Annotated in this window: 12 protein-coding genes and 1 tRNA gene; 7 read left to right on the forward strand and 6 right to left on the reverse strand. The window is 42.6% G+C overall.

The features are described from left to right. Positions 1-21 precede the first annotated feature (21 nt). On the forward strand, positions 22-1,239 hold the full coding sequence (locus HUS61_RS12580; protein WP_054562720.1) for an HD-GYP domain-containing protein: 1,218 nt from the start codon (positions 22-24) through the stop codon (positions 1,237-1,239). On the opposite strand, the gene HUS61_RS12585 is transcribed toward HUS61_RS12580, so the two are convergent. After that, positions 1,199-1,522 carry a hypothetical protein gene (locus HUS61_RS12585; RefSeq protein WP_175082583.1) on the reverse strand — a complete coding sequence of 108 codons (324 nt, stop codon included), beginning with the start codon at positions 1,520-1,522 and terminating at the stop codon, positions 1,199-1,201. The two genes, HUS61_RS12580 and HUS61_RS12585, sit on opposite strands and share 41 nt — an antisense overlap. A 336-nt stretch (positions 1,523-1,858) precedes the next feature. Between HUS61_RS12585 and HUS61_RS12590 the strand changes: the two genes are divergently transcribed. Next, the gene (locus tag HUS61_RS12590; protein WP_175082584.1) at positions 1,859-3,136 is read left to right on the forward strand and encodes an outer membrane protein transport protein; all 1,278 of its coding nucleotides are present in this window, start codon (positions 1,859-1,861) and stop codon (positions 3,134-3,136) included. A 110-nt stretch (positions 3,137-3,246) separates the two neighbouring features. Here the strand turns inward: HUS61_RS12590 and HUS61_RS12595 are convergent, their stop codons facing one another. The 3 genes from HUS61_RS12595 to pepA all read right to left on the reverse strand — a co-directional run bounded on the left by HUS61_RS12595 (position 3,247) and on the right by pepA (position 8,213). Then, on the reverse strand, positions 3,247-6,102 hold the full coding sequence (locus tag HUS61_RS12595; protein ID WP_175082585.1) for a valine--tRNA ligase: 2,856 nt from the start codon (positions 6,100-6,102) through the stop codon (positions 3,247-3,249). Positions 6,103-6,125: 23 nt separating this feature from the next. Then, on the reverse strand, positions 6,126-6,572 hold the full coding sequence (locus HUS61_RS12600) for a DNA polymerase III subunit chi (RefSeq protein ID WP_175082586.1): 447 nt from the start codon (positions 6,570-6,572) through the stop codon (positions 6,126-6,128). A 126-nt stretch (positions 6,573-6,698) separates the two neighbouring features. Beyond that, positions 6,699-8,213, reverse strand: a complete 1,515-nt coding sequence (gene pepA / locus HUS61_RS12605) for a leucyl aminopeptidase (RefSeq protein WP_054552638.1) — start codon at positions 8,211-8,213, stop codon at positions 6,699-6,701. 322 nt (positions 8,214-8,535) lie between these two features. On the opposite strand from pepA, the gene lptF reads away from it, so the two are divergent. Both lptF and lptG read left to right on the forward strand, forming a co-directional pair. Further along, positions 8,536-9,648, forward strand: coding sequence for an LPS export ABC transporter permease LptF (gene lptF, locus HUS61_RS12610; protein WP_062566119.1), 1,113 nt, complete (start codon positions 8,536-8,538; stop codon positions 9,646-9,648). After that, positions 9,645-10,712 carry an LPS export ABC transporter permease LptG gene (gene lptG, locus HUS61_RS12615; protein WP_175082587.1) on the forward strand — a complete coding sequence of 356 codons (1,068 nt, stop codon included), beginning with the start codon at positions 9,645-9,647 and terminating at the stop codon, positions 10,710-10,712. The genes lptF and lptG overlap by 4 nt, the downstream gene beginning before the upstream one ends. 73 nt (positions 10,713-10,785) lie before the next feature. Here the strand turns inward: lptG and HUS61_RS12620 are convergent, their stop codons facing one another. Continuing rightward, a complete protein-coding gene (locus tag HUS61_RS12620; protein ID WP_054562713.1) occupies positions 10,786-11,286 on the reverse strand; it encodes an RDD family protein in 501 nt (166 codons plus the stop codon). Positions 11,287-11,426: 140 nt separating this feature from the next. Here HUS61_RS12620 and HUS61_RS12625 point away from each other — a divergent pair, with 140 nt between their 5' ends. Both HUS61_RS12625 and HUS61_RS12630 read left to right on the forward strand, forming a co-directional pair. Then, on the forward strand, positions 11,427-13,079 hold the full coding sequence (locus tag HUS61_RS12625) for an acyl-CoA dehydrogenase family protein (protein WP_175082588.1): 1,653 nt from the start codon (positions 11,427-11,429) through the stop codon (positions 13,077-13,079). A gap of 176 nt (positions 13,080-13,255) precedes the next feature. Next, positions 13,256-13,340: transfer RNA gene (locus HUS61_RS12630), tRNA-Leu, on the forward strand. 279 nt (positions 13,341-13,619) lie between these two features. On the opposite strand, the gene HUS61_RS12635 is transcribed toward HUS61_RS12630, so the two are convergent. After that, complete coding sequence (locus HUS61_RS12635) at positions 13,620-13,871, reverse strand: LexA family transcriptional regulator (RefSeq protein WP_175082589.1); 252 nt, start codon at positions 13,869-13,871, stop codon at positions 13,620-13,622. Positions 13,872-13,930: 59 nt separating this feature from the next. Between HUS61_RS12635 and HUS61_RS12640 the strand changes: the two genes are divergently transcribed. Beyond that, positions 13,931-14,382: helix-turn-helix domain-containing protein (locus tag HUS61_RS12640; RefSeq protein WP_175082590.1), on the forward strand; the 452-nt coding region annotated here is incomplete at its 3' end.

Raw genomic sequence — 14,382 nt, forward strand, 5'->3', positions numbered from 1 at the left:
TTTTATGCGCTAAGCTCACATATGCTTATTACCTTACCCATTGCCGAACTTGTACCAGGGATGTTTGTTGACAGTGTCAGTAAGCAACAAGAGCATGTAAATAGTATTAAAATCAAAACACGTGGTTTAGTGCGTGATAAAACGATTATTCAACGCCTGATCTCTGAGGGGGTTGAAGAGCTACTCATCGACTTTACACAAAGCGATGTTGCACTCCCTAAAAAATACCAACCAAAGCCTGAACCAGCTAAACCTAAGGTTGAACAAAAACCTGCAGCTAACGAAGCACCGCAAGGGATCACGGTTCAACAAGAGTTTCTAAAAGCCAGCGTGCATTACGAGCAGCACAGCCGAAAATTGCAAGGTTTCTACTCAGATATCACATCGGGTTTAAAGATGAATGTAGCTGTGCTTGATGATATCGCCGTTGATATAGTCAGCTCGGTATTTCGTAATCACAATGCCTTAACTATTTTAACTCGCCTTAAAGATAAACATATTTATAACTGGCGGCACATGATCAATACCGCTATTTTGGTGAGTGTGTTTGCTAAGTACCTAGGTTACAAAGAAAAGACAATTAAAGAGCTGGCAATGGGTGCATTGATGCACGATATCGGTCAGGCGAAAATGCCACAAGGTGTATTGTCAAAACCAAGTGCCTTGAACGACAACGAAATGCAAGTTGTTAAAAAGCATGTGGCACAGAGTTTAGGTTTAGTGAAAGGCGAAAAGGGCATTACGCCGTTAATGCTCGATATGATAGTGAATCACCATGAGCGTTTAGATGGTACAGGTTACCCTCGCGGTATTGCAGCTGAAAAGCTGAGCCGTGCAGCCCGTATGATGGCAATCGTCGATGTTTATGATGCTATGACAGCAGACAGGCCTCATCAAATGGGTGAAGAGCCAATCTCAGCGCTGCGTTATTTACTTGCCAATAAGCAATTGTTTGACTCTGAGTTGGTGCAACGCTTTATTAAATGCCTAGGGGTGCACCCTGTTGGAACTATTGTTAAGTTGAATAATGAGCGCTTGGCGTTAGTGATGGAAGGTAACCACGAAAACCCAATTAAGCCGAAAATAAAGATCTTCTATAATGCCAAGCATAAGCATCATATTACTGCCAAAGATGTCGATTTAAGCGTAGAAAAAGAACTAAAAATTATTGCTAGTATTAAGCCTCTAGATTATCAGCTTAATTTGGCTCGTTTGTTAAAAGAGCATCTGCTTGTTTAGACTTAACACAGCGTTTTTTGGCACTGCGTTTTACTGATATAAATGCACCACTAAAACAACTCGTCATTAATACCAACCACAGCAATGTGCCTTTTTCTACATGTAAGGCCACACAACATAACAGTAGTGATAAAACAGCACTCAGCATGGCGCCTAGCCAATAGTGATTAACTGGGTTATCGCAATCACCTGCTTTAGTGCACGCGCAATAGTTTGCTTTACAAAAATAATGAACACTCACACCGCATAACATCAGTGCCGCAATAATCAATGCGATTTCCATACTCAAACTCAACAGTAAAACCTTTATTTTTAGTCTAATGGGACAATAAACTGATGTCAATGCAAATGATAATTACTACCGTTTGTTGTTTTTGTTATCAGAGCTCTGATGAGTTTTAATAAGTTGTTATCTTGTTGTTAAAATGCGGGTTTTTTACCTATTTCTAACGAAAAATTACAGTTTTTTGATCTTAATTAAGGTAATGTTCGAAAGTTTGTAATCATTAGAATAAAACATCTAATACCAACATACAGCGCTAATCTTTTATGCTTAACTAATAGGTTGCCCTCATTGTTGGATTAGCTTTCGCACAAGTTTGCAAGAGGACACAGATTTATGAAGTTCACTAAAACACTAATTGCAGCATCACTTGCTGTTGTTTCTGCTGACAGCTTTGCTGCAGCTTTCCAATTAGCAGAGCAAAACGTTTCAGGTTTAGGTCGTGCATACGCTGGTGAAGCAGCTGTTGCAGATGACGCATCAGTTGTTGCTCGTAACCCTGCACTTATGTCTTTATTCAAAGACAAGCAAATCTCAGTAGCAGGTATTGCTGTCATTCCAGATGTAAGCTTAAAAGGCGAAAGTGCTGCATACGGCTTAGATGAAAGCTCTATCGATGACGATAGCATCGCACCATCTGCATTTATCCCTGCAGGTTACTTCACAATGCCTTTAAACGATAAAGTGTCTTTAGGCTTTGGTGCTTTTTCAAACTTCGGTCTTTCAACTGAGTTTAAAGATGACTACGCGGCGGGCTCTATTGCTGGTGAAACTGAAATCGTAACAGTTAACATGAATGCTAGCGCTTCATATAAAATCAACGAACAGTTCAGCCTAGGTCTTGGTTTAAACTATGTTTATGCTGATGCAAAGGTTGTTCGTAATGCAGGTACTAATCCATTTGGTTTACCAGCTAGCACGCAAATTGCTCACCTTGAAGGTGACGACTACGGCTTTGGTTGGAACATTGGTGCGATGTATCAGTTAGACGAAAACAACCGTTTTGGTTTTAACTACCGCAGTGAAACAGATATCGACTTTGAAGGCGAGTACTCAAACCAACTTCCAGCTGCAGTTGGTGGTTTAGCAGGTACTAAAGTACCGGGTGAGTTAAAACTGACTTTACCAGCAATTGCTGAATTTTCTGGTTCACATCAACTTGATAAGAAGCTAGGCGTACACTACAGCATCTTATGGACTGGTTGGGACAGCTTCCAAAAATTAGAAGCTTATACACCAAGCCTTGAAACGCCTGTATTCTCTAAAGAAGAGAACTTCTCAGATTCAATGCGTTACTCTATCGGTACTGACTACCAGTACAGCGATGCACTTTTACTTCGTGCAGGTATTGCATACGATGAGTCACCAGCAGACCAATCACACCTTTCAATCTCTATCCCTGATACAGATCGTTTCTGGTTCTCGTTTGGTGGTAACTACGCATTCAGCGAAAACTCAAATGTTGACTTAGGTGTAAGTATCCTTCGTGGTAAAACACAAAACTTCTCTGAAAAAGACAGCCTAGCGGCTTCTTTAGGCCAAGATGTTTCATGGGAATATGAATCAAAAGGTCACGCAGTTCTAATTGGTGCTCAGTACAACTACAAATTTTAATTTTGTCGCGACGTAAAGTCGCTGCTACAGAGCATTAAAAAGCCGCGCTATAACAATGTTATAGCGCGGCTTTTTTGTAAGCGCGAATTAATCGCGCTTTATATATGCTGTTATAGACTTTCGATTTTCGCTTTTTGCGCTAATAGTTTGTCTTTCGCATCGGTAAACTCAGCCAGCTTAGCATGCTCTTTAGCAAGCACAGCTTCTGGCGCGTTATTTACGAACTTCTCGTTAGCTAATTTGTTATTAACTTGAGCTAAGCCTTTCTCTGCTTTTTCAAGCTGCTTCGCGATACGAGCTAGTTCAGCTTCAACATCGATTAGGCCAGCCATTGGGATCATGATCTCAAGGTTACCAACATACGATGTTGCACACGCAGGTGCATCGTCTTTTTTATCAAGTAACGTGAACTCTTCAAGCTTAGCAAGAGACGCTAAGAAAGCTTCGTTTTCCGTTAAGCGACGCTTGTCTTCGTCAGACGCATTAGCAAGCAATACCGATAATGGTTTGCTTGGGCTGATATCCATTTCACCACGGATGTTACGAATAGCAAGAATGAATTGTTTAACCCACTCTAGGTCGTCCATCGCTTGGCTATCAACATTAGCTTCATTGTAAACAGGGAAACCTTGAACCATGATGCTAGTGCCCGCAGTTTCGATACCTGCAAGTGGTGCAACACGTTGCCAAATCGTTTCTGTGATGTATGGCATTAACGGGTGCATTAAGCGAAGTAGGCTTTCTAATACCGTGATTAAGGTATGACGAGTGCCACGTTGCTGTGCTTCGTTACCTTTAAACAATACTGGTTTAGTAAGTTCTAGGTACCAGTCACAGAATTGGTTCCAAGTGAACTCATAAATGGTGTTTGCAGCTAGGTCAAAACGGTAGTTTTCTAGATGCTCAGTATAGCTTTTAACAGTTGCTTCAAACTGGCCTAAAACCCAACGATCAGCGAGTGAGTACTGTTTTTCAGCATCTGTAGCGAACCCACAGTCTTGCTCTTCTGTGTTCATCAATACGTAACGACTTGCGTTCCATAGTTTGTTACAGAAGTTACGGTAACCTTCAAGACGGTTCATATCCCAGTTGATATCACGACCCGTTGAAGCCATTGCAGCAAGGGTGAAACGCAGTGCGTCTGTACCGTGTGCTTCGATACCGTTTTCGAATGTTTTACGAGTGTTCTTCTCAATCTTCTTCGCTAGTTGTGGCTGCATCATATTACCAGTGCGCTTTTCAACTAGGCTTTCAAGATCGATACCGTCAATCATGTCGATAGGATCAAGTACGTTACCTTTCGATTTAGACATCTTATCGCCGTTTTCATCGCGGATAAGGCCAGTTACGTAAACGGTTTTAAATGGTACTTGTGGCTTGCCGTCTTCATCTTTGATGAAGTGCATGGTCATCATGATCATACGAGCAACCCAGAAGAAAATGATGTCGAAACCTGTTACCAATACGTCAGACGGGTGGAACGTTTTTAAATCATCAGTGTTTGCCGGCCAGCCTTGCGTTGAGAAAGTCCAAAGCGCAGATGAGAACCACGTATCTAAAACGTCTTCGTCTTGCTTAAGTGCAACATCATCAGCAAGGTTGTTATCGCGGCGTACTTCAGCTTCGTCACGACCAACGTAAACGTTGCCTTCGTTGTCGTACCAAGCTGGGATGCGGTGACCCCACCAAAGCTGACGTGAAATACACCAGTCTTGTACGTCGTTCATCCACGAGAAGTACATGTTCTCGTATTGTTGAGGTACGAACTTAATGTCGCCATTTTTAACGGCTTCTTTTGCAGGCTCTGCAAGTGGTGCTACGCGCACGTACCACTGATCTGTAAGAAGTGGCTCAATCACTACGCCAGAACGGTCACCGTAAGGAACTGTTAGGCTGTGATCTTCAATTTTTTCTAGTAGACCAAGTTCTTCAAATTCGCTCACAATCGCTTTTCGTGCATCAAAGCGGTCAAGGCCGTGTAAGCGCTCAGGAATTGGCGCGTCTAATTCAAGCTCTTTACCGTCGAACGTGTAGCTTTCGCCTTCGCTTAATACCGCAGCATCTTTGTTGAAGATGTTGATCATAGGAAGCTGGTGACGTTTACCTACTTCATTATCGTTAAAGTCGTGAGCAGGTGTGATTTTCACACAACCTGTGCCTTTTTCCATGTCTGCATGTTCATCGGCAACAATTGGAATACGGCGGTTTACGATAGGTAGTAAAATGTCTTTACCGATCAGATCTTGGTAACGCTCATCATCAGGGTTAACAGCAACACCTGAATCACCTAGCATTGTTTCAGGACGTGTTGTCGCAACAATGATGTAGTCTTTACCATCTTTGGTTTTTACGCCATCAGCAAGTGGGTAACGTAGGTTCCACATGTGACCTTGTTTGTCTTTGTTTTCAACTTCAAGATCAGAAATAGCAGTGTGTAGTTTAGGATCCCAGTTAACTAGGCGCTTACCACGGTAAATTAAGTCTTCTTTGTGAAGACGTACGAATACTTCTTTAACCGCTTCAGAAAGGCCTTCGTCCATAGTGAAACGCTCACGGTCCCAATCTACAGAAGCGCCTAAACGACGTAATTGTTTAGTGATCGTGCCGCCAGAGTGGTTTTTCCACTCCCAGATTTTATCGATAAATGCTTCACGGCCTAGGTCGTGACGTGTTTTACCTTCTTCAGCAGCAAGCTTACGCTCAACAAGCATTTGCGTTGCGATACCTGCGTGGTCAGTACCTACTTGCCATAAAGTGTTGTTGCCTTGCATACGCTTTAAACGCGTTAGCGTATCCATGATGGTATCTTGGAACGCGTGGCCCATGTGTAAGCTACCCGTGACGTTTGGTGGCGGGATCATAATTGAGTATGCGTCACCTTGGCCAGACGGTTTAAAGTAGCCATTTTCTTCCCAGCCTTGGTATAAAGACTGTTCAATATCTTGCGGATTATAGGTTTTATCCATTACACAGAACCTTAAATAAATGCTTAAATGTCAATTTCTTGCGTTGCAATATGGGCGCCCAGTTGGCGTAGCTTTTTAAACCGCTCACGGGCGGCTTGCTTAGCATTTGGCTCAACGGGTACGAAATCATAAACCTGCTGAAAACGGCGAATAAAATCCGGTAGGTGCTCAGCTAAGTTGATTAATATTTTTCTGTTGCCGACAGGTGGAGTCATACCAATTTCAACCGGAGCGCCACCTCTAGGGCCTTCACCTTGTAAGTTATGTGGTACAAAACTATCTGGTTCAAATGACCAAATGATGTCGTCGATTGTGTGGGCCGTGTCGGTGTTATCAGCGTAAATAAATACGCGATGACCTAGACGATACTGATCCGCAGCAATTTTAGCTGCCAGATCGAAAACAGCGCCAGCCGTTTGGTGGGCACTATCATCTTGTTTTAGAACGTAAAATTGTGCGTTCATATTCATAGTGACTTTCGTCCCCACAGATACACAGATCAAAGCAGGGATTTTGACATAGAACGCGAATTGCTTCAATTAATAAGGCGCCATTTGGCGCCTTATTTAGGGTTAGTTTTAAGCTTACGGTAAGGCTTAATCGTGACTTGCTTCACTCACGCCTGCGCGGTTCAGTAAATACTGAGTCAACATAGGCACCGGACGACCGGTTGCGCCTTTGTTTTTACCGCCGCTGCGCCATGCTGTACCTGCGATATCTAAATGCGCCCAATTGTATTTTTTGGTGAATTTAGATAAGAAGCATGCCGCTGTAATCGTACCTGCAGCACGGCCACCTAAGTTGGTGAAATCAGCGAATGGGCTTTCAAGTTGCTCTTGATAGTCATCCCATAAAGGTAACTGCCATGCACGGTCGCCACTTTGCTCAGACGCTTTTAGTAGGTCATGGGCAAGTGGGTTGTGGTTTGATAGTAAACCTGTGGCATGTGAACCCAGCGCGATAATACACGCACCTGTCAGTGTTGCTACATCGACAACGGTATCAGGTTCAAAGCGCTCAACATAAGTGAGTGCATCACACAGTACTAAACGGCCTTCAGCGTCGGTATTTAACACTTCAACTGTTTGCCCCGACATAGTTGTTAAGATATCACCCGGGCGATAAGCGTTTGAGCCTGGCATGTTTTCACAACCTGCTAAAACACCGACAACGTTAATCGGTAATTGCATTTGCACTAAAGCGCGCATAGTACCAATAACACCTGCTGCACCACCCATGTCGTATTTCATTTCATCCATGGCTTCGCCTGGTTTGATCGAAATACCACCTGAGTCAAAGGTTAAGCCTTTACCCACTAATACGATTGGCGCTTGGTCTTTGTCGCCACCTTGATAGTTGATCACCGACATAACCGATTCATTAGCACTACCACGGCCAACCGCTAGGTATGAATTCATGCCCAGCTCCGCCATTTTTTCTTCACCAATAATATCAACGCTTACATTATCGAAGTTATCAGCAATTTCTTGTGCTTGCTCACCTAAATAAGCAGGGTTACAGATATTTGGCGGCATGTTGGCAACATCTTTACATAACTTGCTACCTGCAGCGATGGCTAAGCCATGCTCAATTGCACTTTCGCCAATAGTTAACTCGCGACGCGTTGGGACGTTGAAAACAATTTTACGTAGTGGGCGACGTGGGTCGCTCTTTTTGCTTTTCAGTTGATTGAAGGTGTACAAGCAGTCTTGAGTTGTTTCAACTGCTTGGCGTACTTTCCAATAAGTGTCACGGCTTTTAACGTGTTGCTCAGTTAAAAAGCATACCGCTTCCATCGAACCTGTTTCGTTTAGCGTGTTAATCGTTTTTGAGATGATTTGTTTATATTGTTTGTCATCAAGCTCACGCTCTTTACCACAACCTACTAGTAATACACGCTCGCTCAGTACATTAGGTACATGATGCAATAGCAATACTTGGCCAGGTTTACCTTCAAGGTCACCACGGCGTAGTAAGTTTGAGATATAACCGTCACTGATTTTATCTAATTGTTCACCAATGGGGGATAAACGACGTGGCTCATAAACGCCTACTACAATACATGCGCTACGTTGCTTTTCTGGACTACCACTTTTTACGCTAAATTCCATTGTTACTCCTGATATTGAGTCGTATAACCTTAGTTTATAAGGGTAAGAAATTCTTTTTCGAGTCCTTTCTTACATTTTTTAGTTTAATAGCACTAATCTTAGTACATAAACTATGACTCTATTTATGTGTTTTTGAACTTTATCTTAATGTGAATATCAATATCACATAATAGACGCCATCTGCACCATTTATGCAAGATTATATGTTCTTGCTAGGTATGATATTTAACTTTGATGGCATATAATAAAGTGAGTAAAATAACTAGTTTACTCAAAATTCCTTACTATTCCAGTGAAACTCGATGTTTAACAGGGGCGAGCATTGCTAATTTTTCGTTATTTGACCACTGAAGTCTTCAAGTCGCAGGTCGCCGTATTTTTAACTTTGATGACTATTTTTGTGTCTCAAAAGTTTGTTGTTATTTTAGGAGACGCCTCAGAAGGGGGTCTTCCAGCTAAACTTGTGCTTTCGATGATTGCACTAAAACTTCCTCAACTTGCTTCCCTTATTCTGCCTTTGAGTATCTTCTTAGGGATTATTTTGGCCTACAGTCGCATTTATGCAGACAGCGAAATGACTGTTTTCAAAGCCTGTGGTGTCAGTGAGTGGTATGTGGTTCGTGTCACGCTTATCTCAAGTACTGCGATGGCTATTTTAGCTGGGGCGCTGACACTTTATGTTGCGCCATGGGCCAGTGAGCAAGAATATCAATTAAAAGAACAAGCCAAAGCTGATGCAGGCTTATCGGCATTACGTGCAGGGCGTTTTCAGCAAACGGGGAATGAGAAAGCCGTAGTCTTCATTCACAACATCGAAAATAGCGGTAAAGAGCTACACAAGGTATTTGTTGCGCAGTTACCAGATCGTGAAAAAGGTGACTTAGCCCGTTTAGTATATGCAGAGCGTGGTGTGGTGATTGAGCAAGATAACGGTGAGCAGCAACTTGTTCTTAACGATGGTAAGCGCTACGAAACAGATGGCGAGTCTGCTGCGTTAAACTTAACAGAGTTCGATGGTTACAGTGTGCAAATTCAAGATCAAGAAATAGAGCACCAGCGTCGTAAGTTAGAAGCTATACCAACGTTTGATTTATTCAAAATGAAAACCTCTGAAGCTATTGCACAGTGGCAGTGGCGTTTAGCTATTCCGCTTTCAATTCCATTATTAACTTTACTCGCAGTACCTTTGAGTGTGGTGAATCCGCGCCAAGGTAAATTCGCTAAATTGGTGCCTGCAATCAGTTTGTATTTAGGGTACTTCATTTTATTGAATGCAGCTAAGTTTGCTGTTGAAGATGGTAAAATTCCGCCTTCAATTGGCTTATGGTGGATCCATTTATCAGCCTTGTTTATTGGTGGTTTCTTGATTATCAAAGGTCGTCCGCTCGGCGCATGGTTAAAGGCAGTTGTGACTAAGCGGGAGTTAAGCGCATGATGAAAACACTCGACTGGTATTTAGGCCGCAGCATAATTCAAACCACCGGTTTTGCTTTAATGGTGCTGGTAGGTATTAGTACCCTGATTAAGTTTATTGAGCAGTTAAAATCAGTTGGCCGTGGTAGCTATGATATTGCAACCGCGCTGATTTACACCCTGTATAGCATGCCGGGTGATTTAGTTATCTTCTTCCCAATGGCAGCCTTGATTGGTGGCTTAACAGGTTTAGGCGCATTGGCCTCAAACAGTGAGCTGGTCGTTATGCAAGCGGCGGGTATGTCACGCCTGCAAATTATTGCATCAGTCATGAAAACCGCGATGTTTATGGCAATTTGTATGATGGCGCTAGGTGAATGGGGGGCCCCAGAAGCACAGCTCAAAGCAAAAGAAATACGTAACCAAGCGATTTATGGTGGTGATGTATTTAATGCTAAGCAAGGTGTGTGGGCGAAAGATGGCAGCAATTTTATTAATATTGAAGATGTCGATCAGCAAGGCACTTTACGTGGCGTGCATATGTATCACTTTGATAAATCGTTGCAACTTACTCAAATTACCAAAGCAGAAGAAGCATTAAACCGTAAAGATGGTTGGTTACTTCGTGATGTAAATAAAGTCATGATCACGCCAGAGCAGATCAGTACTGAGCAGCACAAAGAAGAATTTTACGACTCGCAACTGACCGCCGAAAAATTAGGAGTGGTGTCGGTTAAGCCCGAAGCGCTGTCGTTTACTGGGCTTTGGTCATATTTAGGTTATTTGCAGCAAAATGAGCAAGACACCAGCACTTATGAGCTAGCGCTATGGCGTAAGATCATGCAGCCTGTATCTATCGCCGTTATGTTGTTAGTTGCTTTATCGTTTATATTCGGCCCGCTTCGCACAGTAACTATGGGCGCACGTATCATCATGGGTGTTATAACCGGTATTACTTTCCACTTAACTAATGAGATATTTGGTCCTGTGGTGATGGTTTACCAAATTCCAGCTGTGGTTGGTGCTGTGTTACCAAGCCTACTGTTTATAGGGTTTGCAACTTACCTATTGAATAAACGAGTTTGATAGTCGTTTAAAAAGCACAAAAAAAGCGTGGTTTGAGCCACGCTTTTTTGTGCTTGCTGTGTTGCTTAATCACTTAATCAAGTGAGCGATAAATACGTTTATTTTCTTCTTTGGTAAGGGTGATTACTTCTGTTTTTGCGATGTAATCTTGTAAGGCACGCTTATTTTTAAAATCGACCAACACCACTAAGTTACCTAAACCTAATAGTGCAGTAATGGCTCTAAGTGCGCCTTGATGCCAGCTAATTAAATGACCATCGAGAGTTTGCACCTTTAAACGCCATGCGCGCATACCAATTGTTTGGCCGCTCTTAGCCCAAAAATAGCTAAAGAAACTAACACTCACTATCACTAATAACACACTGCGAATGCCATACAGTAATGGCGAGTTTTGAATGAAAGCAGATACATCTTCAGCGTCACCAATACTTAGTAAGTCTAAAGAAATTAGCCCTTGAACAGCTAATAAATACAGTACGGTTGTCAGCATCGCAAAGGCAATGATAACCAAGGTATCGTAGATTAAAGAGGCAAAGCGGCGCCAGAAACCGGCACGTGGAAACTCAGCTGACATAAACAATCTCGTCCAATTAAATTGCGCAGTAGTTTAGCAAAGTCCTTCGCAAACAAGAAATACTTAACGGCCGTTTAGCAAGTCGACAAACAGGTCTGACCTGCTATAGTTGAGAAAATAATAAAAATGAGCACACAATTATGGCCGTTTCTCAAAGCGAAACTCACCAAGTATTTAATCAACCCAAACCACTTGAAAACTACAACGCCTATGAGGCCGACAGGGTACTTCAATACTGGCAAAATCGTTTTGCTGGGCAATGGGGAACTGCGCATTTAACGGCGTTTGGGGAGCAAGTGGGAGGTGTATTACTGCAAGCTGGGTTCTTAGCAAACAAACACTTACCCGAATTAACAACTCACAGCCGCTTTGGCGAACGCATAGACCAAGTTGATTATCATCCAAGTTACCATCAGCTAATGCAGCATGCTATAGAGCAAGGGCACTGCGCTTTGCCTTGGCAGCAAAAGAAAGCCGGTAGCCATGTTGTAAGAGCGGTAATGGCGGTGCTACACAATCATGCTGATCCAGGTTCTGGTTGCCCATTAACCATGACGTTTGCTAGTGTGCCTGCCATTGCGAGTCAAGAAAATGTAGCGGCTATGTGGCTACCTAAAATACTGGCAAATCATTACGATTCTGACAATAAGCCTTGGACAGAGAAAAAAGGTGTCACCATAGGTATGGCGATGACCGAAAAACAGGGCGGCTCTGATGTTCGGGCTAATACCACTAAAGCAGACGCCATCAATGAAAGTGGTGCAGGGCAATTATATGCTTTAACCGGCCACAAATGGTTTTGCTCAGCGCCTATGAGCGACGCCTTTTTGGTACTCGCTAATACCGATGACAAGCAGTTATCTTGCTTTTTAGTGCCGCGCTGGCTCGAAACTGGCGAGAAAAATGCCATGTATATTCAGCGCTTAAAAAGTAAATTAGGTAATCAATCAAATGCGAGTTCTGAAATTGAATTCAGAGGCGCGCATGGCTGGTTACTCGGCGAGTCGGGACGAGGCATTGCCACTATTATTCAAATGGTTGCTCTAACTCGTTATGACTGCATGTTGGGTTCAAGCTCGCTGATGTTACAAGCAGTAAAAGAGGCAATTTGGCATACCGCTGGGCGTAGTGTGTTTGGTAGAAACTTGCATCAACAGCCACTCATGCTCAATGTACTCGCTGATTTAGCTATCGAAGCAGAGGCTGCACTAGCCATTTCAATGCGTATTGCCAATGCCCTTGATAACCAAGATGATAGCAATGAAGTGGCATTAATACGTAGCGCCACAGCAATCGGTAAATATTGGATCTGTAAGCGTGCAGTGCAGCACACTTATGAGGCTATGGAATGTATTGGTGGCGTGGGTTATGTTCAAGACAACATTACCAGCCGACTTTATAAAGAAGCACCGGTTAACTCTATCTGGGAAGGCTCTGGTAATGTGCAATGCCTTGATCTTTTACGCGTGTTCAGTCGTGAGCCTGAGTCACTTGAGGTGCTTATCAAAGAACTTGAAAAAGCGCGCAGTTTGCACCCCGATTTTGCGATAAAGCTCGACGAGCTTAAAGGTATGCTTACAGATACTGCAAACCTCGAAATGCATGCTCGGCGCATAATAGAGAAGCTCGCGCTACTTTGGCAAGCAGCAACACTACTACAATTTGGCGAGCCACTTATTGCCGATGCGTTTGTAAAAAGTCGTTTAAGTAGTGCAGGGTTTAGTCAGTACGGCTGCCTGAGTCATGATATCGATTGTCAGGCGATTGTTTCGCGAATGATGCCAAAACTCTAAAGTTAACAACTTGTTTAATTATTGTGCGGTTGATCAGTGACGCCGCACAAAACGCTTGCTGCCTTACCCATTCTTTGTATAATGCTTGGCATAGAGACAAAAGCAGTTAAAAAAGCTCTTGCTCTAAAGTGGTTTTTCTTTATCTTCTCGTGTTTAGAAGGTTAAAGAAAAATGAAGCCAGTATGATGGAATTGGTAGACATGACGGATTCAAAATCCGTTGCCTTCGGGCGTGGCGGTTCAAGTCCGCCTACTGGTACCACTTTTATGACCCCAGCAGTTTTGCTGGGGTTTTTTTATGCCTGAAAAGCTTTCAGCCATCAGCCATCAGCTGTCAGTTTTTAGCCGAGCGGTGCGGTTGTTGGTTTTTGAAAACAACCCTTACGTAAAAGCATTGTAGGAGGTAGTTTACTGCCGAACCAAGAAAACCGAACCAGCAATGCTGAAAAACATAATTCATGGCTAAAGCCATTCCTACGGGTACATTTTGCCTAGCACCTAGCACCTAGTACTCTTTCACATATATTTTGATCAGTTGCCCCTACTTAAATTCAGGTAATTGATCTTTTTCAATCAATAATTCAATACTCCTGCTTTTTCCAGTAACTGATGTTATAAATTTCTTCTTCCTAAGAACTGAAATCATTGAATGAACACTTGAAGATGCGGTTCCAAAGTAGCGCTCAAAATCACTTTCAGCAGGCGCAATCCCATTCACTTTTGTGTAGTAATAAATAAATGCTAAATACTGACCTTGCTTTGCTGTAAACAGTGGCGACTCTTCTTTATTCATAATGAACTTTTACCCTAATCAACGATCCTTTAACTCATATAAACTTACTTAATATTGTTATGAACCGAAAGTATATTGTTGAATTATCAGAAGAAGAAAAACAAGAATTAGTAGACTATTGCAAAAAAGGCATGGTCAATGTTCGAAAGTACAAGCGTGCTGCTATTTTGTTAAAAGCTGACCGTTGTAGATATACAACAGAGCAAATATGTGAAGCAGTTCAAGTGAGCTCTTCCACCGTATTTCGAGTCAAACGCCAGTTTGTTGAAGAAAATCTAGCGGCGGCTTTGAATGAAGGTGCACGAAGTGGTGCAATGAGAAAAACTTCTGCGAAAGATGAAGCAACGTTAATCGCCACAGTTTGCACTAAGCCACCAACAGGTCACGCTAGATGGACATTATCTTTACTTGGAGAGCGATTAGTTACGTTAACCGATTTAGATAGTATCTCGTATGAAACAATACGGAGACGTCTTAAAGAGAATGCACTAAAACCATGGCAAAAAAAGAT

Origin of the sequence: Pseudoalteromonas sp. 0802, from assembly GCF_013350085.1 — a bacterium.
Taxonomy (GTDB): Bacteria; Pseudomonadota; Gammaproteobacteria; order Enterobacterales; family Alteromonadaceae; genus Pseudoalteromonas.

Bases quoted from the DNA above. Each gene is read 5' to 3' on its own strand.
- HUS61_RS12595 (WP_175082585.1), bottom strand. From the start codon at position 6,102: ATGGATAAAACCTATAATCCGCAAGATATTGAACAGTCTTTATACCAA.
- HUS61_RS12580 (WP_054562720.1), top strand. From the start codon at position 22: ATGCTTATTACCTTACCCATTGCCGAACTTGTACCAGGGATGTTTGTT.
- HUS61_RS12585 (WP_175082583.1), bottom strand. From the start codon at position 1,522: ATGGAAATCGCATTGATTATTGCGGCACTGATGTTATGCGGTGTGAGT.
- pepA (WP_054552638.1), bottom strand. From the start codon at position 8,213: ATGGAATTTAGCGTAAAAAGTGGTAGTCCAGAAAAGCAACGTAGCGCA.
- HUS61_RS12620 (WP_054562713.1), bottom strand. From the start codon at position 11,286: ATGTCAGCTGAGTTTCCACGTGCCGGTTTCTGGCGCCGCTTTGCCTCT.
- HUS61_RS12600 (WP_175082586.1), bottom strand. From the start codon at position 6,572: ATGAATATGAACGCACAATTTTACGTTCTAAAACAAGATGATAGTGCC.
- HUS61_RS12635 (WP_175082589.1), bottom strand. From the start codon at position 13,871: ATGAATAAAGAAGAGTCGCCACTGTTTACAGCAAAGCAAGGTCAGTAT.
- HUS61_RS12625 (WP_175082588.1), top strand. From the start codon at position 11,427: ATGGCCGTTTCTCAAAGCGAAACTCACCAAGTATTTAATCAACCCAAA.
- lptG (WP_175082587.1), top strand. From the start codon at position 9,645: ATGATGAAAACACTCGACTGGTATTTAGGCCGCAGCATAATTCAAACC.
- HUS61_RS12590 (WP_175082584.1), top strand. From the start codon at position 1,859: ATGAAGTTCACTAAAACACTAATTGCAGCATCACTTGCTGTTGTTTCT.